Source organism: Fibrobacter sp. UWB10 (assembly GCF_900182935.1).
GTDB lineage: Bacteria > Fibrobacterota > Fibrobacteria > Fibrobacterales > Fibrobacteraceae > Fibrobacter > Fibrobacter succinogenes_O.
Genome location: NZ_FXUE01000002.1, coordinates 1 through 20,960, shown reverse-complemented (window position 1 = coordinate 20,960; position 20,960 = coordinate 1). Strand labels below are relative to the sequence as shown.

The window sequence follows — 20,960 nt, the reverse complement described above, 5'->3', positions numbered from 1 at the left end:
ACTTACCGTATTGTAACCGCTTTCACTTGACCCGCGACCCGGATCAAGTAGCGACCAGAGCGCACGACATTCAGACTCACGCTTGTGCCACTTGCGTAGCCGCGCTGCAAGAGCCTTCCTTGCATATCGAGGAGGGCGTAGGCCTCGCCCGTTTGCATGCCAAAAATTTCAATCATGCGATTTGTACTGCGGACCACAACCGGAGACATTTTCAAAGTCGTTGCAACCGACATCTTTCCGGTGCTATCCGGAACCGTTGTGCTAAAGACCGGGTAGCTATCGACACCGACATTCTGTCCCCACACTTCACCATTCACGCCGTCGGCATTAAAGTAATGAAGCTTTACGGCAACCGTTCCATTCGAGAAGTTTTCTGCAGTTTCTGTTTTCTCAGAGAAAGCATTAACGTATTCGACCGATGAATTGTCATCGACGCGACCAATTAACGGATAAACATCTCGCGACATTTTCTTCGCAGCCAAATCAAGCCCATAAGAATTGATAACAGAACCTTTGGATTTATCGCCAAAATTTGCAATCAAGAGGCCACTGCTTTCGTTTTGAAGATTAACAACGCTATAGGAATTGAGCACTTTAAAATTTTCAAACGCATTGCCAACTAAGCCACCACTGGCACCACCATCAATTCGGCCCGTTGCATAAGACTGTTCTATAGCGAGATTTCCCCCATTATGCAATCCAACAAGGCCACCCGATGCCCACGAATTTGTATACGATGAAGAATGGCAATTTTTGATAGACAACGTTGCCTTATTATCTACATCGACAATTCCAACAAAGGCACCTGCCGCCTGTTCGCTCACGAAATAAGCATCTTCGATACCGAGGTTTTCAATTTTCACTTCGCGAAGACTATCGTTCCCTAAAACCGAGTTGAATAATCCCGTATAAAGTTCACGAAAGCTGTTATCAAAATAAAGTCCCGATATTGTATGGCCTGCACCATCGAAAGTTCCGTCAAAGTTTTTGATACCAATCCACGGAATACGTCCGAACCGGTTGCCATTTAAAGTATCGTTCTTGATAATATCCTTATTAACAACAATATCCTTCGTCAACTTGCCACAAACAGGAACTTTTTTATACGAATCCCTATTGGCGATAAACGCGAATCCATAAAGTTCTTCTGCAGAACCAATCTGGTAACAGCCATCTACAAGAGCAGGGGCCTTAGACACGAATGTATGAATATCATAATTCGAATCAGAATAACGCATCGACATTTCGCCATCCAAGCCCGGGAAAGATATATTGGCTATACCAAAACTTTGTCCCCATACAGAGCCATCTACGCCATCTTTATTGTACTCGCGCAGTAACATTGCAATCACGCCTTTATTGATATCGTCTTTTTTGGCAAGGGTGGCAAATGCGTTAGCCTCATGTTCACTATCGCCATAATAAAAGCAGTTGTCAATGTGAGTTTCGGCTTCATTATATTTGCCTAAAAAACGGACCGGGTCTGTTGAAAAAGTTCCCCCTTTCGCATACGCATTAATCGAATTGACAATGCTCAATTTTCCCGTTGAATTTCCAACCATTCCACCAACAACTTTGCCCGAAGCCTGGCCGCCATTAGATGAATTCACGATAGAAAGGGAACCGTTACTATACCCCACCAAGCCACCTGCAGCCGCACTAACAGAATCTTGGTTCGATGTATAGGCATAGGCGCCACTAATCGATGCGCTTATTTTAACATCAGTTGCGCAACCAATCAAACCTCCTGCATAATTTCGAGAGTCTAGACTCACGATGTCATAAGCACGTACATTCAACAATTCAGCAGATTCCGCTTTTCCGGCAATGCCCCCAACGCAACCATAGTTCCCCATAAAATACGTTCCGCGCAGATTCAAGTTTTTCACGACAGCGGATTTTTTAGAATCCTGACTATCACTTACATCTCCACGAAGTTCTGCAAATATACCGATATCCGAAGTATCGGTCCATTGATAATGCATCAGGCCAGAAATGGCATAATTTTGTCCATCGAACACGCCGCTAAAACGTTTGATTGGAGTCCACAGGACCGTATCGCCGTCCACCTGAATTATACCGCCCCGACTGACGAATTTATTAACGACAATATCCTTCGTAAGCTTGCCGCATTCGTCGTGAGTGTCAGATGCGTTCACGACATCAGCAAAGCCGAAAAGTTCTTCGGGGGTTGAAATGGCGTAACACCCGTCGGAATCAAGCGTAGGAACCGACGGCGTAACAACGGCTGTGGCCGCAAACGCCATAGACGTTAAACTGAGAAACAGGATTTTTTTCATAGCATCCCCTTCTCAATGCACCAAACAGATGTAACGGTTTGCTCGGGGTATTGCCCCAAACATAGACAAAAACTACAAAGTCACTTTGACTTTTTCGCGCATGGCCATGACTTGCGCCTTGGCTTCTTCCACCGTATTACGGCGAGCAAGCAGCACGCCCAAGCGGCGGTGGCCCTTGAGTTCGGGCTTGCCAAACAGGCGGAGCGCGGTGTCAGGTTCTGCAAGCACCTCTTCCAAGCCGCCAAACTTCACGTGGTCGGAATTGCCGTCGACCACGATGGCCTTCGAGGCACTCGGGCCGTGGAAAGCAATGTTTGGAATCGGGAGGCCGAGAATGGCGCGAGCATGCAGCGCAAATTCGGAAAGGTCCTGGCTGATGAGAGTCACCATGCCGGTATCGTGCGGACGCGGAGACACTTCGCTGAACAGGACTTCGTCCTTACACACAAACAGTTCCACGCCAAAGATGCCGCGACCGCCAAGGGCGTCGGTCACCTTCTTCGCAATCACCTTGGCCTGTTCCAGCAGTTCCGGCTTCATCGGCTGCGGCTGCCAAGATTCCTGATAGTCGCCACCCACCTGGTGGTGACCAATCGGTTCCAGGAAACTCGTGCCCGCCACATGGCGAACCGTGAGCAATGTAATTTCGTAATCGAACGGCACAAAGCCTTCCACAATCACACGGCTAGCGTGTCCCGTGCGGCCTTCGTGCTGAGAAATATCCCAAGACTTCTGGATGTCGGCTTCGGTCTTAATGACACTCTGACCATGGCCCGAGGAACTCATGACCGGCTTGATTACGCACGGAATGCCGATTTCCTTGACGGCAGCCTTGAAGTCTTCAAAATTGTCGGCGAAGCGGTACGGGCTCGTCTTGATGCCGAGTTCTTCGGCGGCCAGACGGCGGATACCTTCGCGGTTCATGGTAAGCTTGGTAGCCTTGGCCGTCGGAATGACGTTGTAGCCTTCCTTTTCCATTTCCACGAGCGTGTCGGTCGCAATGGCTTCGACTTCGGGAACGATGTAGTCCGGCTTTTCAAGTTCAATCACGCGGCGGAGTTCGGCACCGTCGAGCATGTTAATCACGTGGCTGCGGTGAGCCACCTGCATGCCAGGAGCATTGGCATAACGGTCTACAGCAATGACTTCGACGCCGAGACGCATCATTTCGATGATAACTTCTTTACCCAGTTCGCCGGCCCCGCAAAAGAGAACCTTAGTTGCACTAGAACTTAGAGGTGTACCGATTTCTGCCATAAATTATGCTCCTTGGTTTACAGGAATAATATAGGAATTATAAACCAATGATACTGTCGATAGGACTATAACCCCACAAGAATCCCTCTTTCAATTCATTTCTGAAAACGAATACATAGGGATTAATCGGGATTTCTTCGCCTGCATCACCATAATCTTTGTTTTCGAGAGGCATTCCTTCGTAATAGGCACCATCAGCCAATGCATGCGGCATCCAAGACCAATCGCCAGATTCCTTGCTAAAGCGTTTCGCTGCAGATACGCGCATCGTTTCGCAGCTATGGTAATTGTCGTTTGACAAGCCCTTTGAAAAACCAAGATCTATCGACATTTTAGTTTTCGGCTTGAACGTAGTCGAGCCCAAAGAGATGTCAAAGTAATAAGCATACGTTTTCGCAACAGAATCATAAAGCTGAGCGACACGAACCGGAAGAGAGCGACGCATCAAGTCACGTATTTCGCGTTCATTTTCACATGGCGAACTCATACCTTCAGCATCAAACATCTGGCAAAGATCTTCGTCTACCAAGGTCGCGCATTTTTCAACTTCTTCGGGTTTTGCCGTAAAGTAAAATCTAAGCGAAAGGCTATCCAAATCACGTTCTTCATTATTAGCAACAGTCAAGCGCACAAAATCCATTTCGTTAAATACATATTGGACTGTGCGGACCTCTATATTCGCAATTTTCTTCGGTACCATGTCTGCACTGCTAGAAGATTCTTCTGTGATTGCACTAGACGAAGACTGTTCAGGGGCTTCGCTCGAAGATGAATCCACCGCCTCGCTGCTCGAAGACTGATCTTCACTGCTCGAAGGCTTTTCTTCAGACGCTTCGCTGCTCGAAGATTTCACATCGGACTTTTCACTGCTGGAAAGATTTCCCTCACTACTGCTCGAGGATTCTACAACAGTACCGTCATCGACTACAGGTGCAGAAGAGCTGCCTTCGTCTTCGCACGCCACAAGGAACATGGCGGCAAGGAATGGTGCAAATTTTTTCAAGGTCATCGTTTCTTCTCCTTCTCAAAGATTATCCATAGCTTAAAACTTTTTATCGACCGGATTGAAGGTCATCTTGATGCCGGAACGAATCCAACCATCGACGCCATCTTCGCTCTTATCGTGAGCCAAGTTGTCATACTTGCGGAATCCGCCGCCTAGGTAAACGCCAAACCAGCTGTTGTATTGCAGCGAGTAGAGCGCATCAACCAAGGTCTGCGATTCCTTCACGCCCGACGGAGCCTTTTCTTCTAGAATGGCGACATCGTAGTCGGTGTAAAGTTCCTTGTCGCCTTGCTGCAGCCAGGCGAGCGTCAGTTTCAGGTTATGCCATCCCCATTTCCAGCCGAGGTCGAGCCACATGTCCAAAGCATCGGAACCGCGACGGTAACCAATCGGGTAATCCACAAAGTACATATCAGCGTAATCGGAATCGTCTTGTTCACGATAGTTGCTGCGGTAAAGACGGCGGCTAGAATATTCCAGCAGCGGGAGGCGTCCGTTGTTATGCAACGGGTCCGTGCGAACCACGTCGAAACGCCAAGAGAATGTACCGTAACGCAGCGTCGGGATTTCCTGGTAATAGCCCGCCATAAAACTCATCATGCTGCGATTAGTTCCCTTGTCGTCATCTTCGCCCACGGGGCTGTTGAGGTCTTCCATGTTAATCTGGCCGTAGAATCTGGCTCCGCGAATCGGCGTAAGACCGAGTTCAAGCGTCGTGACCGCCTTGGTGTAACCACCCGCAAAATTGTTATGCAAGAACATGAACGGATTCATGGAACGGAATTCTAGTTCCTTGCCGCCCACCATGCTTTCTTCAATCACGTAGGCCCAGAAATGCGATGTTTCAACACCAATGCGGTGGTACACGAGATTCTTTACGTTATCGTCGTAAATACGATTGCGCTGATTACTCGCCTGCTTACCCGGCTGAGGGCATTTTTGCGCAGCAGCTTCAGAACCTTCGGGCGGGCAACCGGTTTCAGGATTAATCACATCGTCAAAGAGCCACGCGTTCAAAGAGCTGAGCAAGAAGTCATAGCGGAAAATGCTCGCCTTGAATCGCCAATGCAAACCATCGTGATAAGGAGTTCCGCCCAAAGCAAGATCGTTCGGAGAAACTTTCAAGTCAGGAGCAAAACGGCCCAACTGCACATAACCCACCGGGTTATTCCACAAGGCGTAAGCGTTAATAGGAACGCCAATATCGAGTTCACTCGGTTTGTAGGTAAAGTTCGTCTTGAGTTTACTGTCGTACCAGGCTTCGATATCTTTGCGAAGCGGCGCTTCCATCAAGAAATGAAAATCTTTGTAGCCCGCGCGGAAACTGAGTTTAAAGAATGGCTCGATATGTTCTTCGTAACTGCGACCGTTTTCAAGCGGAATGCGAAGCCCACGCCAATTATTTCCGTAACGTTCAGCAGTGTCAACAGCAAACGTCGGGTCCGTCGGACCTCCGTTAAACCCGAAGTTAAAATCCGTACCAATCTGGAAATAGCCCTTGTACGCCACAGAATCCGAAGACTCAGCAAAAGCCAACGCAACCAAACAGCCAATAGTCAACAAAAAAGTACGAATTCGCATAGAATAAATTTATAAAAAATTTAAAAAAAACACTAAGGATTACCCAGGCAGGGAGTCCCGGGTAACCCTTTTGTGTTGTGGTGAGTGCGCACCCGCGCACTCGTTGTGTGTGTGTTTAATTCTTGGGGAATTCAGCAAAACCCACCGGGGCTTTCGCCGCGGAACAGACCTTGCTGATTCTTTCAGCAAGACTCATTAGAAGTTGTTTGTGTTCATTCTGTTACGCAGGTAAGCAGGAAGGCTGAAGTCAATTGCAGACGGAGCAGCAACCGGTTCAGGTTCAACTTCTTGCTGACGCGTTGCAGCCGGGCGTTCCATAGTCACGGTAGCACCATTGGCAGCGTTGCGAGCGTAAGCAGGCATATCGTACTGAGCAGACTGCGATTCGTAAGCGGGAACTCCGCCGTTCATGCGATCTTCTTCAGCAACAGCAGACATTTCAGAAGTTTCGGAGCCCTGAGACACCACTTCTTCTTCGGCCGGAGCCGTTGCGTTGAATTCCGGAGAGCTGAACATAGCGGCATTCACAGAACGCATCACAGACGTTTCAGTCAGAGACGGGATAGAAGAAGTCATTGCTTCAGGAGCCTGCTGGGCCGGAGTGTACTGCGGACGATTAAACATTTCCTGAGAGTCGGTCTTGACAGTCTGGAAATCGAACACGTTAAAACCGGTCGGACGCGGAGTTGCCTGCTGGATGCCAGCCGGAGCGGCAGGAGCCTGCTGAACCGGAGCAGAAGCCGGAGCGGTCTGCTGCGGAACAGTGAAGTTACCGAAACCGAAGCCAGCGGTGCTGGGCTTGGGCTGATTCACAGCCGTGCCACCGCAACCAGTAGCAATGATAGTGATGCAAACCTTGTCGCCGAGAGCCGGGTCAGTGATATCGCCGATGATGATGTTCGGGTTACCTTCTTCGCCAACCTTTTCGTAGATGTGATCCATAGCATCGCTATGTTCGAGCAAGGAGTAGTTTTCGCCGTGGGCAACGTTCACGAGCACGCCCGAAGCGCCTTCGATGTTGATGTCTTCGAGAAGCGGAGAGGCAAGAGCCATATCGGCAGCCATGATACCGCGGTTTTCGCCCTGAGCGTAACCCGTACCCATGAGAGCCGAGCCACCCTTAAGCATGACCTTACGGATATCAGCAAAGTCAACGTGCACAAGGCCGTGACGGAACATGATGCCGCAAATGCTCTGCACTGCGTTACCGAGGATTTCGTCAGCCATTTTGAAGGCTTCATCCATAGTGGCCTTTTGGTTGGAGGCCTGGAGGAGGGTCAAAAGCTTCTTGTTTTCGACAACGATGATAGTGTCGACAGCAGCACGGAGGGCGTTGATACCTTCCTGTGCGATGGATGAACGAGCGTTACCTTCGAAGCGGAACGGCTTGGTGACCACAGCAACCGTGAGGATACCGAGTTCGCGGGCAATGTTTGCCACCACCGGAGCGGCACCCGTACCCGTACCACCGCCCATACCGGCAGTCACGAATACCATGTCTGCGCCCTTCATGGCGTCCTTGATATCGTCCAAGTTTTCTTCTGCAGCCTTACGGCCGATTTCGGGGTCCATACCGGCGCCCAAGTTTCTGGTGGTCTTTTCGCCAATCAGAATCTTGTGGTCGGCAAGGCTCAAGTCAAGAGCCATTGCGTCGGTATTGATGGAATAGTATTCGACACCATCAATGTTCATACGCTTCATGCGGTTCACGGTATTGCCGCCGGCACCGCCGACGCCGAACACCTTGACCTTGGCGTTGTTGAAAGATGGTTCCTCGCCCATTACGCGAGACTTTACCTCGAAGTTGAAGTTATCGATTTCACTCATGTGTTTTATCTCCCTGATGTTGAGTGTTGGTGTTTGTTATAAATAAGTCCTGATGATTTCGATGAAACGCTGGAAGCCCTTCTTCATAGAAACGGCAATTTGGGTTCCGGTTTCACGATTTTTCTTTTCACGGTGTTGCTTGTTCGCATAGTAAAGGAGGCCGATACCCGTTGCATAAGATGGATTTTGGTAGGCTTCCTGAATGCCGCTCATTCCCTTGGGGCGGCCAATACGAACAGGCTTTCCGAATACCTTGCAGGCGACATCTTCGATGCCATCCAGTGCGCAACAGCCCCCAGTCAAAACGATACCGCCATTGATAATGGTATCGAGCTGGTGTGCCTTAAGCTGTTCGTTGAGCATCGAGAAAATTTCACCCACACGGGCTGTGATAATTTCGGCAAGGAGCTTGCGAGAGCAAGATACATCGCCACGGTTGCCCACAGCAGGCACCGGGAAAGTTTCGTCTTCAATCAAGTTGCTAATAACGCAAGTACCGAACTTCTTCTTGATTTCTTCGGCCTTGGAAAGTGCGATAGGCACGTTCAAGCAACGGCTGATATCACTTGTGATCGAGTTGCCGGCATATTCGTAAGAGAAGGTGAAGCGAACGGATTCGTTCACGAACACGGCAATGTCTGCAGAACCTGCGCCAATGTCTACCAGAGCGACACCGAGTTCACGTTCGTCGTTGGTGAGCACTGCACTTGCAGCCGCCAAAGGTTCAAGCACAAAGCCAGCCACATTCAGGCCTGCGCGGTTCACGCACTTGGCCAAGTTCTGCAAGGCGGTCGGCTTTACAGCGACCACTTGGACATCGACGCCCAAGCGACGGCCCGAGCGGCCCTTCGGATTGCGGATATGCGGTTCGTCGTCCAGGTTGTATTCGCCCGGGAAGATATGGATGATTTCGCCGGCAGAGGCAGGCAAGGTGCTCGCCTGCTTTGTCACGTTGTCAATGTCTTCTTCACGAACTTCGCCCATGGGGAGCGTCACGATTCCCTGAGTCACCAAGGAACGCACATGCTTGCCAGCAATGCCCACGTAGACATCGTGCACATCGACGCGAGTCGTATTTTCAATGACTTGGACAGCCTGCTGCAATGTTTCCACTACAGAATCGAACTCGTCTGCGTTCTTGAGCGGGAAATCGCCGCATTCCACAACGCGAACGTTTTCGCCTTCGGAAACACCCACGAACAGGTTTATCTTCGATTCACCAATGTCAAGGCCAAAGATGTATTCGTCTTTTCTTTTGTCCTGTTTATTGTCATCCATTGACGCACCTCTTATCATAATTTCTTACATAGGCAAAGCCCGAATAGCGCATATCGACTTCACCTGCGCAAAGCAAATCCTTTGCAAACCCGTTTTCAAGCGACTTATACAGCGTAAACTGATCCTTGTTCGATTTCAAGTCCTTAAAGAGAGCGGTAAAGCCGACATCTCTGAAATAGACCTTCATGCAATCGTCTGCAGAAGACCAGCTCACCTGCGACACACGATTATAAAGTTCAGCATCGTAACTACGCATTTCAACCAAGAACTGAGTTACCGATTTCACATGTTCCATTGCCGTTACATCCATTACCGGGAGCCTCATTGCCGTTGCCACCGAGAACGGAAGCGGATAGCCCTTTTCGGAATAAATCGTTGCGCGACCTTCCGAAAGCACCGTAAGCACCGGCGACGTTTCGTGCAGCTTGATGTACAGCGACGACGGGAATTTCTTTTCGACCTTCGCCGACAAAATCATCGGAAGTTGCATGAGAGACGCTTCGACAGAATCGGCGTTCAATTCCGACATAAGCATTCCCGTTTCGACCTGGGCACCCTGCATTACGTCTTCCCAAGAAAGCATGCGGTTGCCTTCGATTTCCACATACTGCAAGTGGCGCAGTTCCAGCGGGTTGAAATGCTGCAAGTAAAAACGATTGTGAATGGCGAGAACGGCAAGAACCACCAGGATAATGGTGAAAATCCAGCCACGACGCTTGAACCAATGCCATACCGAAGACACGCCGCTCTTTAATTTGCGGACGCGCTCCTGTTTGCGCAATCGTTCATTGGTGCCTATGCGGCGTCCCAAGAATGTCGTTTTAGTTCCAGTCAATTCTAATTCCTTAATTCTTTCAACCTTACAGGCATTCCTTCAAAATTCTTTCGCCCAGCTTCCAGATGTTTCCGGCGCCCATGAGCACCACCACATCGCCCGGCTGCAATTCCTTCTTGAGAATCGGCAGCAAGTTCATCTGGTCGCCCACAAAGCGGGAATCACGGTGGCCGCGGTCAGAGGCGCTGTTAGACACAAGCGCACCCGTCACGCCTTCAATCGGCTTTTCACGGGAAGCGTAAATGTCAGTCACCAAGAGCACATCGCAGTTCGCAAACGCACCGCCAAAGGCATCGTGCTGGTCGCGGGTACGCGTAAACAGGTGCGGCTGGAAGGCCACGACAATACGGCGATCCGGGAAGGCGTCGCGGAAGCCAAGCAAGGTGGCAGTCGCTTCAGTCGGATGGTGAGCGTAGTCATCAAAGACCAGGACGTCATTCTTTTCGCCGATGAATTCGAAGCGACGCTTGACGCCTTCGAATTCGGCGCAGGCCTTGCGTGCGATATCGGCAGAGATGCCTTCTTCAATCGCGAGCGCAACAGCGGCAGTTGCATTCAGCACGTTGTGACGGCCCGGAATCTGGAGCTTAAATTCGCCCAAGCTTTCGCCATCGTTCAAAATTTCAAAGATCGGATAGCCCTTTTCAAAACGCAGGTTATCCACGCGGTACTTAGCCTGACGAGTAAAGCCGTAAGTAATCACCGGCTTCTTCAAGCGAGCAAGAATCTGCTGCACGTTCGGATCGTCGAGGCAAACAATCACCTGGCCGTAGAACGGAATCTTGTTGGCAAACTGCACGAAGGCATCCTTGATGTCTTCGATGTTTTCGTAAGTATCCAAGTGGTCAGCGTCAATGTTGGTGATGATTGCAGAAGACGGCATCATCGAAAGGAAGCTGCGGTCAAATTCATCACTTTCGGCAATCAGGTAGTCACCCTTACCGACCTTAGCGCCCGAGCCTTTACCCTTAACGACACCGCCCACGATAATGGTCGGGTCAAGGCCAGCTTCTTCCCAAATCTGGCCCACGATAGAAGTCGTGGTCGTCTTGCCGTGAGTACCAGCGATCGAAAGTGTGTACTTCATACGCATGAGTTCGCCAAGCATTTCGGCGCGGCGAATCACCGGAATACGGCGGTTGCGGGCTTCAACAAGTTCAGGATTGTCGTGCGGAACTGCAGAAGAATAAACCACCAAGTCCGTATCTTCGACATTCGATGCTTCGTGCTTCGAAAACACCTTAATGCCAAGGCCCTTCAGGTAATCAATCACCTGGCTTTCACCGGTATCAGAGCCGCTCACAACGAAACCGTTATCGTGGAGCACTTCAGCAATGCCGGACATTCCGGCGCCACCGATACCTACAAAATGAAGCTTACGGACACGCTTACAATCATTAATCTGCATTAATCATTCTCCTTAGACAGGATAACACGAGCAATCTGGTCGGCTGCATCGGGCATTCCAAGCTTTTTGGCAGCAAGAGCCATCGAATTCAGGCGGGGTTCATCAGCCAAGAGCTGTTCCACCTTTTCCCACAAGTGATTTTCTTCGGCATCAAGTTCCACAAGGGCGGCACCAGCATGTTCCACCACGCGGGCATTGTGTTCCTGGTGGTTAGCAGTAGCATGCGGGAACGGCAAGAGAATCGAGGGCTTACCGAAGGCCAAAATTTCAGCGAGGGCAGAAGCACCGGCGCGGCTGATAATCAAGTCGGCATGCTTCATGTAAGAATAAATGCCATCCAAGAAACCGCGAATCGCCACATTCTTGACTTCGCCCACGCGAGAGCTAATCGTTTCCACATTCTTCACGCCCACCTGCCAAACGACAGACACATCGTCGCGGGCGGCAATCTTCTGAATGCTTTCTTCAATCTTGTTGTTGATACCCACAGCGCCCTGAGAGCCACCGACAATAAACACAGCCTTTTTGCCCGGAGCAAATTCAGCCGGACGCGGCAAGGAATCACCCACCGGCAATTCACGAACCGGGTTGCCAAAAATCATGCACTTTTCTACCGGGAAGAACTTGGCAGCTTCTTCGGAGGTTACAAACACGGTCTTTGCGTAGCGGGCGCCCACCTTATTGGCAACGCCGGCCACAGCATTCTGTTCCTGCAGATAAACCGGAATGCCGGCAGTGCCTGCGGCAAGCACAATCGGAAGCGAAACATAGCCACCGGTTGCCACAACGACATCGGGCTTGACTTTCTTAATCACGCTCTTTGCACGAACAAGGGCCTTAGAAAGGTTAAAGGGCAGCGCCAAGTTCTTAAGGAACGGACCACGATGCAGAGGAACCGCAGAAATATATTCGTACGGCCAGTCTTTTGCAACCAAACGTTCTTCCATAGAATCTTTACGGCCGGCAAAAGTAATATCGGTCACGCCCATCTTCTTAAGACTATTTGCAATGGCTACGGCCGGGAAAATATGGCCACCGGTACCGCCACATACGAAAAGGAACTTTTTCATACGCCACTCCTTGAATATTCATAGTTTCTGTAGGCACTGCTTTCGAGCGAGGCGCCGCTCATATACGGTTCCTTGATCATTTTGCCTGTATTGGGTCTAGAAATGTTCAAAAGAATACCCACTGCCACACAGCTGTAAATTAAATTGGTTCCGCCGAAGCTTATGAACGGGAGAGGTTGGCCCGTCGTGGGGAAAAGTCCCACGCAAACGCAGACGTGAACCAAAAAGTTGAAGAAAAGCGAGAACGTAAGCGCCACCGCCAAATACTTTCCGAAACGGGTCGAAGACTGACGAGCAATCTTGAAACCCTGCGCAAAAAGAAGCGCATACAAAGCAAGCAAGAAGAACGTTCCCATGAATCCAAATTCTTCGCCTGCCACCGCATAAATCACGTCTTTGTGCACTTCGGGCAAGTAGCCCAATTTTTGCACGCCAAGACCGAATCCCGTGCCAGAGAACCCTCCGTTACCCAAAGCAAGCAACGCATGTTCACCCTGCCAGTTCGAAGCGACCATTTCGCCTTCGGCAGCAGTAAACGCCTGGAGACGCTTGCTGGAATGCCCAGTTTTGAGCAACATGATAATTCCCGGCGGAATCGCAGAGGCAATCGTAATTGCCAAATACTTGTAATTCACGCCTGCCGTGAGCAACACGCAAATCACCGTCACCGAAAGCATCAAAAGCATCGAGTAGTTCGGCTGCAAAATCAGCAAAAGCGCCGTAATGCCAAAGAAGATTCCCGGCTGGACAAGCGTACATGCAACACTCTTGATGTTGTCACCCGCCTGAGAAAGCTTTCCGCAAATGCAAATGAGCATTCCAAGTTTCATGATTTCAGACGGTTGAATACCCATAATCCAGCGGTTTGCACCCTTGACGCCGTGTCCCGACACAAGCGCTGCAATCGTAAGAATCACGCCCACCAAGAACGCAATGCGTCCAAGCCAAATCCAATGACCGTAATCCAAGAAACGAGCAAGACCAAGCATCAAAACCAAGCCAAGCACAGCCTTCATCAAATGCTTTTGCAGGTAGTATTCTGCCGGGAGCCCATGGGACACAGCAAAATGGGCCGATGCCGTATAGACAATAGGCACGCCCAAACAAATCAGCAGCAACACTACTACCAAGAGTAGCTTGTTCATGCCGGTATTTGCAACTGTGTTTTCCATTCCTTCGTGAGTCCTAAATTAAGCTTTGACCTTCGTGAGTTTAAGCATGGCATCGACCACCTGTTCCATGTGCATACCGCGGCTACCCTTAATCAAGAGCACGTCGCCTTCTGCCACGATTTCGGTGAGGGTGTCAATCAGTTCCTGAACAGATGCAAAGTGGTGAGCAGCCTTCATGCCCTTGGACTTTGCGCCCTTCACATAAAGCTTTGCCTTTTCGCCCACAGTCAGGAGCATGTCAAAATTCATTTCAGGCACCATGGCGCCCATTTCCAAATGCAGGGCGTCGGTCTGAGCGCCAAGTTCCAGCATATCGCCCAAAATGGCAATGCGGCGGTTCACCTTCATGTTGCCAATGGTCTGCAAAGCCATCTTGGTCGAAGACGGGTTTGCATTGTAGCAGTCCGACACAATCTTGAAGCCATTCGCATTCTTGATTTCCATGCGCATGTTGGTCGAACGGAAGTTTGCGAGAGCCTTTGCGATTTCAGCCTTCGGAACTCTGAACTGCTGGCCCACGGCAATAGCGGCGAGAGCGTTATACAGGTTATGAATGCCCGGCACGTTCAGCGTAAACTTGGTGCGGTCCACAAAGAAGGTGGCGCAGTTGTCTTCGCTCCATTCGAGCTTTTCAGGCTTGATGATGCCGCGCTTCACGCCGAAGGTAATCACCTTGTAGCTGGTATTGCTACGGCACTTGCAAAGACGCGGATCGTCTGCATTCACAATGAGCACGCCATTCTTCTTGAGGCCAGCGACAATCGTCTTCTTTTCGGCAAACACGCCGTCCAAATCCTTAAGGCGTTCCAAGTGAGAAGCGCCAATATTGGTAATCACGGCCACATCGGGTTCCACCGCCATAGAAAGCGGGCGGATTTCATCCGGGCCACTTGTACCCATTTCAATCACGGCCGCTTCGTGGCTGTGCTTGAGCTGGAACAACGTCATGGGCACACCAATGTGGTTATTGAAGTTACCAGCGGTGGCGTGCGTATTGTACTTCTGCGAAAGAACGGCCTTCACCATTTCCTTGGTGGTTGTCTTGCCGTTGCTGCCCGTAATGGCAACCTTCTTTACCTTGAAATTCTTCTGGTAGCCCTTGGCGAGCTTGAGGAGCGCTTTCGTCGTATCGTCGACGGGCGCATACATCTTGAAGTTTTCAATGCCTTCGGCATCAGCGTTCACGACACTCATCAATGCTCCATTTTTTTCCATTTGTGCTACAAACTGGTGGGCGTCAAAACGGGCGCCCTTGATCGGCCAAAACACAACACCTTTGGCGGGTTCGCGGGAATCCATGCAAAGATTCACCTTTCGGTTCTTGGTACGGCCATCAACGCCTACGGAGTAGGTTTCGAGGATTTCCAAGAGTTCCTTGATTTTCAAATCCAGTTTATACATTTTCCATTGCCTTCACCGCTTCTTCGCGGTCATCAAAATGATGCTTGGTCTTACCCACAATCTGGTAGTCTTCGTGGCCCTTGCCCGCAATCACGAGCCAGTCGCCGTCCTTAAGTTCTGCGCAAGCCTTGGCAATCGCTTCATCACGCTTTTCGACGACACTAAATTTGTCCGTCTTCATGCCAGCTCGCACGTCATTAATGATGTCAGTCGGATTTTCGGTACGCGGATTGTCTGAGGTGAGCCAGGCCTTGTCCGCAATGCGTTCGGCGATTGCACCCATAATCGGGCGCTTGGTCTTGTCGCGGTCACCGCCGCAGCCGAACACGCACGCGAGGCGGCCTCGGCAGAGGCTACGAGCGGTCGTAAGGACGCGTTCAAGGGCGTCAGGCGTGTGAGCATAGTCCACAATCACGTGGCGGCCATTCTTGTTCCAGACCTTTTCAAAGCGGCCCGGAACGCGGACTTCTGCCAAAGCCTTGCGCATGGCAGATTCGGCAAGGCCGATTGCCTTTGCCCAAGCAAGTACCAGCATCACGTTGTCTACGTTAAAGTCGCCGCACAACGGAGTTTCAAACGGTTCTGCGCTAATGGCAGGCAACAACAACTTGAGACCGTCTTCGGTATTCTTCACGGCACCTTCGGGCTTCACTAAAGCACCAACGACCCCTAGACGCGAGACAGCCACCCTCCGGTCCGCTTCTATCCCGGCTAGGGAATCGTATAGTTTCTTTCCGTACGCATCGTCAATATTGATAACGGCAACACCATCATCAGCAAGGTAACGCGTAAACAAAAGCTTCTTTGCCTCAAAGTAGGCATCCATCGTCTTATGGTAATCGAGGTGGTCTTGAGTCAGGTTGCTGAACAAGGCACTCTTGTAAAGCACACCTGCCATACGGCCCTGGTCCAAGGAATGCGAAGACGCTTCCATCACCAAGTCCGTACAACCAGCCTCGACTGCTTTTGCGGCAAAGGCATACAGATCCAATAGCCCCGGCGTCGTTAGTGTAGCGGGCACCGAAGTTTCGCCAATTTTATTTTTAATGGTTCCAAGGAGAGCAACCTTGTGGCCAGCAGCCGAAAGCATTGCATCCATCAGGAACGCACTTGTTGTCTTACCATTCGTACCCGTTACAGCATGAGCGTTAAGCTTTGCAAACGGGTCCTTATAGAAAATCTTCGCCGCTTCAAGGCGTGCAGCCTTCACGTCGGCAACTTGTATCCACTTAGATGTCAGTCCTTCGGGAGCAACATTTTCGCTCACTACGGCGACTGCACCCGATGCCACGGCGTTTCTCGCAAATTCGTCGGACTTGTCACCCGGCATCGAAAAGAATAAATCTTTTGCCTTTACGCGGCGGGAGTCGTCGCACAGGCCCTGCACATTCAATTTCTGCATCAACGTTTCAGAAATCATTAGCCTCTCTCCTTAAGCGTAAGCTTGCAAATTTGCCCTTTATGGAGCGTTTCCCCGACTTTCGGCGTCTGGGACACAACGCGGCCCATTCCGGTATATTCCACATTTATGCGAATGTTTCCGGCAATTTCAAGAGCATCTTTCAACGTAAGTCCTTTCAAGTCGGGCATGGTCGAAGCATCGACATCGCCTAGCTTGAGCACAAGTGCAATCGAATCGGTCAAGTCCCTGCGCACCGCAAGCACGCGAGAACCTTCGCCTTCAAAAATCACCGGGCACTTTTTGTTTGCGGCCACCGACTTTGCCGTCTGAGCAAGCATGCCCACATAATCGCCTTCGCAGGGCGACTTACCCTTCACAAAGGCAAGGTCATGCGATGCCGGCGAAAGCTTCGGGTGGTAATAAATGCCTTCCATAATGCGGCGGAAAATCGGGCCCGCCGTAGCACCACCCGTGTGGCCGTAAAGTTTGTCAGCGTTCGGATCGTCCACCAGCACCATGCACACATAGCGCACATCTTCAACCGGAGCAAGACCAATAAACGAAGCCACCTGGTGTTCGCGGTCATACTTGCCGGTTTCCTGGTTATACTTTTCAGCCGTACCCGTCTTGCCGCCAAAAATCACATCCGGAATCTTCTTGCTAGCAACACGCTTTGCCGTACCGCTGTTCACCACGCGATTCAGCATCTTGCGGATCGAAGCTGCCGTACGTTCCGAAATTACGCGACGTACCTTTACCGGTTCCTTCTTTTCGACCAAGTTTCCGTCGGAATCGCGCCATTCCTTCACAATCATCGGTTCCATCAGAGTGCCGCCGTTTGCAATTGCGGCATAAGCCATCACCATCTGAATCGGCGTCACAGAAACTGCGTGACCAAAGCCCATCGTTTTAAGGGTACGGTCATCTCTTGTAAGTTCATACGGCATGTACAAGCGGCCAGCTTCTTCACCCGCCAGGTTTTCAGACGTTTTCATGCCAAAGCCAAAGTTGCGGGCCATGCGGTAAAGCTTTTCGGCGCCCACCTTGTCAGCCACCTTCGCAAACACAATGTTCGACGACTGCACCATGCCTTCGGCCATGTCCATGTCGCCATAAATGTGCGTATCGCAAATACGTTCAGCACGTGCGCTCCAACTCCAGCATTTGCCTTCGTTAGCAAAAACAGTATCTTCAGGAACAGAACCGTTTTCAAGAGCTGCGGCAGCCGTAATCACCTTGAACGTGGAACCCGGTTCAAAAGACATGGCCACAATATCGTTTTTGGCCATCTTGCCCACACCCTGCTTTTTAGAGTTCGGGTCAAAGGTCGGGTAACTAGCCATCGCCAAAATTTCACCCGTATACGGGTCCACCACCACAGCCGATGCACTCGCTGCACTGAATTCGTTCACGCCGTCCTTGAGCGCCTTTTCCACGATTTCCTGCATATTGCGGTCAATCGTCAGCACAAGGTTCTTACCCGGCTTTGCTTCGGCCACATTTTCAGAACGGCCCAGAATTTCGCGTTCCTTGGCATCCTTGATACCCACACGGAATCCTTCGTTACCGCGCAGGCGCAAGTCGTACATGCGTTCCATGCCCATGCTGCCTTCGCCGTCGTAACCGACCTTGCCCACAATCTGCGAAGCAAGCTTACCCTGCAAGAAAATTCGGGTGTAGTCTTCGGCCTTGCCGGTATCGCGCAAGTTCTTGGCAAACACCACGCCGTTACGGTCCAAAATTTCGCCGCGTTCGGCATAAATGCTCTTGGTACGCGTGACCATGCTCTTGGTTTCAGCCTGGTACACTTCGCGGTTCAGCACCTGAATGTTAAAGGTCTGCCATGCTAGCACGCCAATCGCGCCAAGCACAATCATCTTCGCAACCGAAAGGGCATCCATATTCACAATATTCATGGAGCCCCCGTTACGCGCACCTTAGTCGGCACGCCGTTCAAATCAAGACCAACACTGTCTGCAAACACAGACAAGTTTTCAAGCGAAGACAACTTGTTGATTTCAAGTTCCTGCAAAGTTCTTTCACGCTGCAGCTGGCCAATCAAATACGAAAGCTCATGAGACTTCGAATAAAGCTTCGTCAGACGGTTCTGCATATAGAGCGGCAAAATCAGCAAAAGCCCTGCAACCAGCACGGCGCAGATAAACACCCACACAATGGTGCGGTTAGAGTTGAACAGGGATTTCTTGCTAGATTCACTCATACCCGTTCGTACACCCTAAGCTTTGCAGAGCGAGCTCTGCTGTTCTTTGCAATTTCTTCGTTAGAAGGCAGAATCGGCTTGCGATTCACCTTTTTAAGGCGCTGGTGATTACCACCGCACGTGCACACAGGCAAGTGTTCAGGGCAAATGCAGGCCTTTTCAAATTCAGCGGCTGTTTCCTTGACGCAGCGATCTTCCACAGAATGGTAGCTCATAACCACCAAGCGGCCACCCACCTTGAGGCAGTCTACCGCAGCGCGCAGGCTATCTTCGATTTCCTTAAGTTCGCCGTTCACTTCCATGCGAATCGCCTGGAACACGCGAGCCAAAAGACCATTCACTTCGCGGCGCTTGTCAGGGAACACCGATTCCACCACAGCCTTCACGTCAGAAGGCAAAATTTCTTGGTCGCCCTTAGAGGCAGCCATTTCAATCAAACGAGTCGCAAGCTTAAAGCCGCGATCCATATCTGCATTCTTGCGGAGTGCGGCAGCAAGCGTATCGGCATCGACTGTCTTGAGCCATTCCTGAGCGGAAACGCCTTCGCGGCGATCCATGCGCAAATCCAGCGGATTGTCGCCCACAAAAGTAAAGCCGCGGTCAGAAGCATCCACCTGATGGCTGCTAATGCCCAAGTCGTAGAGAATGCCGTCCAAAGTATTCGGCGCAATTTCGTTTTTCAGTTCGCCAAAGCGAACCGGATGCACAATGAACTTGGGTTTCACGCCGGCAAGGCGCTTGGTGGCAAAGGCAACGGCTTCTTCGTCGCGGTCAAAAGCGTGAAGCGTTCCGTTTTCATCTAATTTGTTCGCAATAGCGTAAGAATGTCCGCCACCGCCCAAAGTGCAATCGCTGTAAGTGCCATTCGGCTTGATGTTCAAGCCTTCAAGACATTCCGCAAGCATCACCGGATCGTGATAGAATACACCGTTTTCAACGCCAGCAAGGGCTGCTTCGGAATGAGCCGCCATGGCGCGGCCGTTCAAAACTTCATTTGTACGTAATTCGTTTTTGCGGAGGCTATTTATTGCCATTGTCGCCCTCCGTCAAGCTTTCACCATAGAACGCGGCATCGAATGCAGCAATAGCATCTTCAGACTCTAAGCCATACTTGGCATTATAGCGTTCAGGATTCCATAGTTCGAGAGTTTTTCCGCTAGCTTGTACGTAAAGGACCTCTCCTTTAAGACCAGCATACTCCAGCAATACCTTAGGAAGTAAAATGCGGTTCTGACCATCCAGCTCCACAACCGTGGGCCAAAGGCTTCTCCGAACTAGGTCAGCTTGACGGCGGTCGGACCGGCAGTCCAGGTCCGCCATGAACTTTTCGTATTCAGGCAAGGTATACAACCGCAGGGTTTGAGCAGGGCCACGCGTGACCACGAATTGCTCCCCTTCGGTTGGCCCGAGCTGACGACGGAATTCCCTGGGGAAGGAAGACCTTCCCTTTCCATCGATAGCCGTTTGGGCTTGACCTATGAAAGACGTAAAGTTCATTCTAGTTTACCACAATTTACCACAACACAGTACAAATCTACCATTTTCTCCCACTTTGGCAAGGCAATTTCGATTTACATAGCCGAAAAGCATACAAAAAACATACTTCGGTTCTTGGTTCGACAAATAAATAGTGAACATTAGTTCACTATATAAAAAGGCTCTGTCGGGCCAGACCGTACTTTTGGGTCGAAACTGCGAAAAAGCTGCGAAAAAGACCCTCTGGCTCTGTTAGGCCAGGCCGTATAGCTGCGAACATGCTGCGGACCGCCGAACGACCTTTTCAGCGTATGGTCAGCATATTGATAACATTTATAGGGACGATGAACTCCCTAGGGAGGCAACTATAAAGAAATTCTTTATAGTTCAACTAGGAGGGGCGAAAAGATATAAAAATTTTGAGTTTTTTTGTGGGAAAAGCCCCATCGCTTGTAAATCCCCCTCAAAATGAAGTATATTGAAGAAGCTGCTTTTTGAAGAGTTTTTCAAGCGTAGATAAAATGACGTTGCGTACTAGTTTCATCAAGGCGTCCGCTATCGGACTTGCTGTAGCCAGCACTTCTTTGTTTGCTGAGTCCAACTACGCGCCGAATACCTATCAGCAGAATGGCTGGTTTGCAGAATTTGGTGGCAATACTGCCATGTATGTGAACCCCGCAGGAATTTCTGAAACTGACCAGTTGGAATTCAGCGCGGCATTCTTCA

At 50.5% G+C, this 20,960-nt stretch carries 17 protein-coding genes; 1 reads left to right on the top strand and 16 read right to left on the bottom strand.

Annotated features, from left to right (window positions below; translation table 11 throughout):
* Positions 1-2: 2 nt before the first annotated feature.
* From QOL41_RS04705 to QOL41_RS04630, 16 genes are all read right to left on the bottom strand, one after another.
* Positions 3-2,300 (bottom strand): hypothetical protein, encoded by a 2,298-nt coding sequence (locus tag QOL41_RS04705; RefSeq protein WP_283428830.1) that lies wholly within the window; start codon positions 2,298-2,300, stop codon positions 3-5.
* Positions 2,301-2,372: 72 nt separating this feature from the next.
* Entirely contained in the window at positions 2,373-3,557 is a 1,185-nt protein-coding gene (gene purT, locus QOL41_RS04700) for a formate-dependent phosphoribosylglycinamide formyltransferase (RefSeq protein WP_173351855.1), read from the bottom strand.
* Positions 3,558-3,594: 37 nt separating this feature from the next.
* Positions 3,595-4,566: a hypothetical protein gene (locus QOL41_RS04695; protein WP_283428829.1), complete on the bottom strand. Its 972-nt coding sequence runs from the start codon at positions 4,564-4,566 to the stop codon at positions 3,595-3,597.
* Positions 4,567-4,599: 33 nt separating this feature from the next.
* Complete coding sequence (locus tag QOL41_RS04690; RefSeq protein WP_283428828.1) at positions 4,600-6,144, bottom strand: hypothetical protein; 1,545 nt, start codon at positions 6,142-6,144, stop codon at positions 4,600-4,602.
* A gap of 195 nt (positions 6,145-6,339) precedes the next feature.
* The gene (gene ftsZ, locus QOL41_RS04685) at positions 6,340-7,971 is read right to left on the bottom strand and encodes a cell division protein FtsZ (protein ID WP_283428827.1); all 1,632 of its coding nucleotides are present in this window, start codon (positions 7,969-7,971) and stop codon (positions 6,340-6,342) included.
* A 36-nt stretch (positions 7,972-8,007) separates the two neighbouring features.
* The gene (gene ftsA / locus QOL41_RS04680) at positions 8,008-9,249 is read right to left on the bottom strand and encodes a cell division protein FtsA (protein ID WP_173653327.1); all 1,242 of its coding nucleotides are present in this window, start codon (positions 9,247-9,249) and stop codon (positions 8,008-8,010) included.
* Positions 9,242-10,084 (bottom strand): cell division protein FtsQ/DivIB, encoded by an 843-nt coding sequence (locus tag QOL41_RS04675; RefSeq protein WP_173653326.1) that lies wholly within the window; start codon positions 10,082-10,084, stop codon positions 9,242-9,244. Before QOL41_RS04675 ends, ftsA begins: the two co-directional genes overlap by 8 nt.
* 25 nt (positions 10,085-10,109) lie before the next feature.
* Positions 10,110-11,492 carry a UDP-N-acetylmuramate--L-alanine ligase gene (gene murC, locus QOL41_RS04670; RefSeq protein WP_283428826.1) on the bottom strand — a complete coding sequence of 461 codons (1,383 nt, stop codon included), beginning with the start codon at positions 11,490-11,492 and terminating at the stop codon, positions 10,110-10,112.
* A complete protein-coding gene (gene murG / locus QOL41_RS04665; protein ID WP_173653324.1) occupies positions 11,492-12,562 on the bottom strand; it encodes an undecaprenyldiphospho-muramoylpentapeptide beta-N-acetylglucosaminyltransferase in 1,071 nt (356 codons plus the stop codon). The genes murC and murG overlap by 1 nt, the downstream gene beginning before the upstream one ends.
* Positions 12,559-13,734 (bottom strand): peptidoglycan glycosyltransferase FtsW, encoded by a 1,176-nt coding sequence (locus QOL41_RS04660; protein ID WP_173653323.1) that lies wholly within the window; start codon positions 13,732-13,734, stop codon positions 12,559-12,561. The genes murG and QOL41_RS04660 overlap by 4 nt, the downstream gene beginning before the upstream one ends.
* An 18-nt stretch (positions 13,735-13,752) precedes the next feature.
* A complete protein-coding gene (locus QOL41_RS04655) occupies positions 13,753-15,135 on the bottom strand; it encodes a UDP-N-acetylmuramoyl-tripeptide--D-alanyl-D-alanine ligase (protein ID WP_283428825.1) in 1,383 nt (460 codons plus the stop codon).
* Complete coding sequence (locus tag QOL41_RS04650) at positions 15,128-16,555, bottom strand: UDP-N-acetylmuramoyl-L-alanyl-D-glutamate--2,6-diaminopimelate ligase (protein ID WP_283428824.1); 1,428 nt, start codon at positions 16,553-16,555, stop codon at positions 15,128-15,130. Before QOL41_RS04650 ends, QOL41_RS04655 begins: the two co-directional genes overlap by 8 nt.
* Positions 16,555-18,453, bottom strand: coding sequence for a PASTA domain-containing penicillin-binding protein (locus QOL41_RS04645; protein ID WP_283428823.1), 1,899 nt, complete (start codon positions 18,451-18,453; stop codon positions 16,555-16,557). The genes QOL41_RS04650 and QOL41_RS04645 overlap by 1 nt, the downstream gene beginning before the upstream one ends.
* Positions 18,450-18,758: a hypothetical protein gene (locus QOL41_RS04640; RefSeq protein ID WP_173653319.1), complete on the bottom strand. Its 309-nt coding sequence runs from the start codon at positions 18,756-18,758 to the stop codon at positions 18,450-18,452. The genes QOL41_RS04645 and QOL41_RS04640 overlap by 4 nt, the downstream gene beginning before the upstream one ends.
* Positions 18,755-19,792, bottom strand: coding sequence for a 16S rRNA (cytosine(1402)-N(4))-methyltransferase RsmH (gene rsmH / locus QOL41_RS04635; RefSeq protein WP_283428822.1), 1,038 nt, complete (start codon positions 19,790-19,792; stop codon positions 18,755-18,757). Before rsmH ends, QOL41_RS04640 begins: the two co-directional genes overlap by 4 nt.
* Positions 19,779-20,255, bottom strand: coding sequence for a division/cell wall cluster transcriptional repressor MraZ (locus QOL41_RS04630; protein ID WP_283428821.1), 477 nt, complete (start codon positions 20,253-20,255; stop codon positions 19,779-19,781). Before QOL41_RS04630 ends, rsmH begins: the two co-directional genes overlap by 14 nt.
* 500 nt (positions 20,256-20,755) lie before the next feature.
* On the opposite strand from QOL41_RS04630, the gene QOL41_RS04625 reads away from it, so the two are divergent.
* A partial coding sequence (locus tag QOL41_RS04625; protein WP_283428820.1) for a hypothetical protein occupies positions 20,756-20,960 on the top strand: 205 nt, incomplete at its 3' end.

What these genes read in the sequence shown, in the direction of transcription:
- QOL41_RS04705 (WP_283428830.1), bottom strand. Translation starts at nt 2,300, where the DNA reads ATGAAAAAAATCCTGTTTCTCAGTTTAACGTCTATGGCGTTTGCGGCC.
- purT (WP_173351855.1), bottom strand. Translation starts at nt 3,557, where the DNA reads ATGGCAGAAATCGGTACACCTCTAAGTTCTAGTGCAACTAAGGTTCTC.
- QOL41_RS04695 (WP_283428829.1), bottom strand. Translation starts at nt 4,566, where the DNA reads ATGACCTTGAAAAAATTTGCACCATTCCTTGCCGCCATGTTCCTTGTG.
- QOL41_RS04690 (WP_283428828.1), bottom strand. Translation starts at nt 6,144, where the DNA reads ATGCGAATTCGTACTTTTTTGTTGACTATTGGCTGTTTGGTTGCGTTG.
- ftsZ (WP_283428827.1), bottom strand. Translation starts at nt 7,971, where the DNA reads ATGAGTGAAATCGATAACTTCAACTTCGAGGTAAAGTCTCGCGTAATG.
- ftsA (WP_173653327.1), bottom strand. Translation starts at nt 9,249, where the DNA reads ATGGATGACAATAAACAGGACAAAAGAAAAGACGAATACATCTTTGGC.
- murC (WP_283428826.1), bottom strand. Translation starts at nt 11,492, where the DNA reads ATGCAGATTAATGATTGTAAGCGTGTCCGTAAGCTTCATTTTGTAGGT.
- murG (WP_173653324.1), bottom strand. Translation starts at nt 12,562, where the DNA reads ATGAAAAAGTTCCTTTTCGTATGTGGCGGTACCGGTGGCCATATTTTC.
- QOL41_RS04660 (WP_173653323.1), bottom strand. Translation starts at nt 13,734, where the DNA reads ATGGAAAACACAGTTGCAAATACCGGCATGAACAAGCTACTCTTGGTA.
- QOL41_RS04655 (WP_283428825.1), bottom strand. Translation starts at nt 15,135, where the DNA reads ATGTATAAACTGGATTTGAAAATCAAGGAACTCTTGGAAATCCTCGAA.
- QOL41_RS04650 (WP_283428824.1), bottom strand. Translation starts at nt 16,555, where the DNA reads ATGATTTCTGAAACGTTGATGCAGAAATTGAATGTGCAGGGCCTGTGC.
- QOL41_RS04645 (WP_283428823.1), bottom strand. Translation starts at nt 18,453, where the DNA reads ATGAATATTGTGAATATGGATGCCCTTTCGGTTGCGAAGATGATTGTG.
- QOL41_RS04640 (WP_173653319.1), bottom strand. Translation starts at nt 18,758, where the DNA reads ATGAGTGAATCTAGCAAGAAATCCCTGTTCAACTCTAACCGCACCATT.
- rsmH (WP_283428822.1), bottom strand. Translation starts at nt 19,792, where the DNA reads ATGGCAATAAATAGCCTCCGCAAAAACGAATTACGTACAAATGAAGTT.
- QOL41_RS04630 (WP_283428821.1), bottom strand. Translation starts at nt 20,255, where the DNA reads ATGAACTTTACGTCTTTCATAGGTCAAGCCCAAACGGCTATCGATGGA.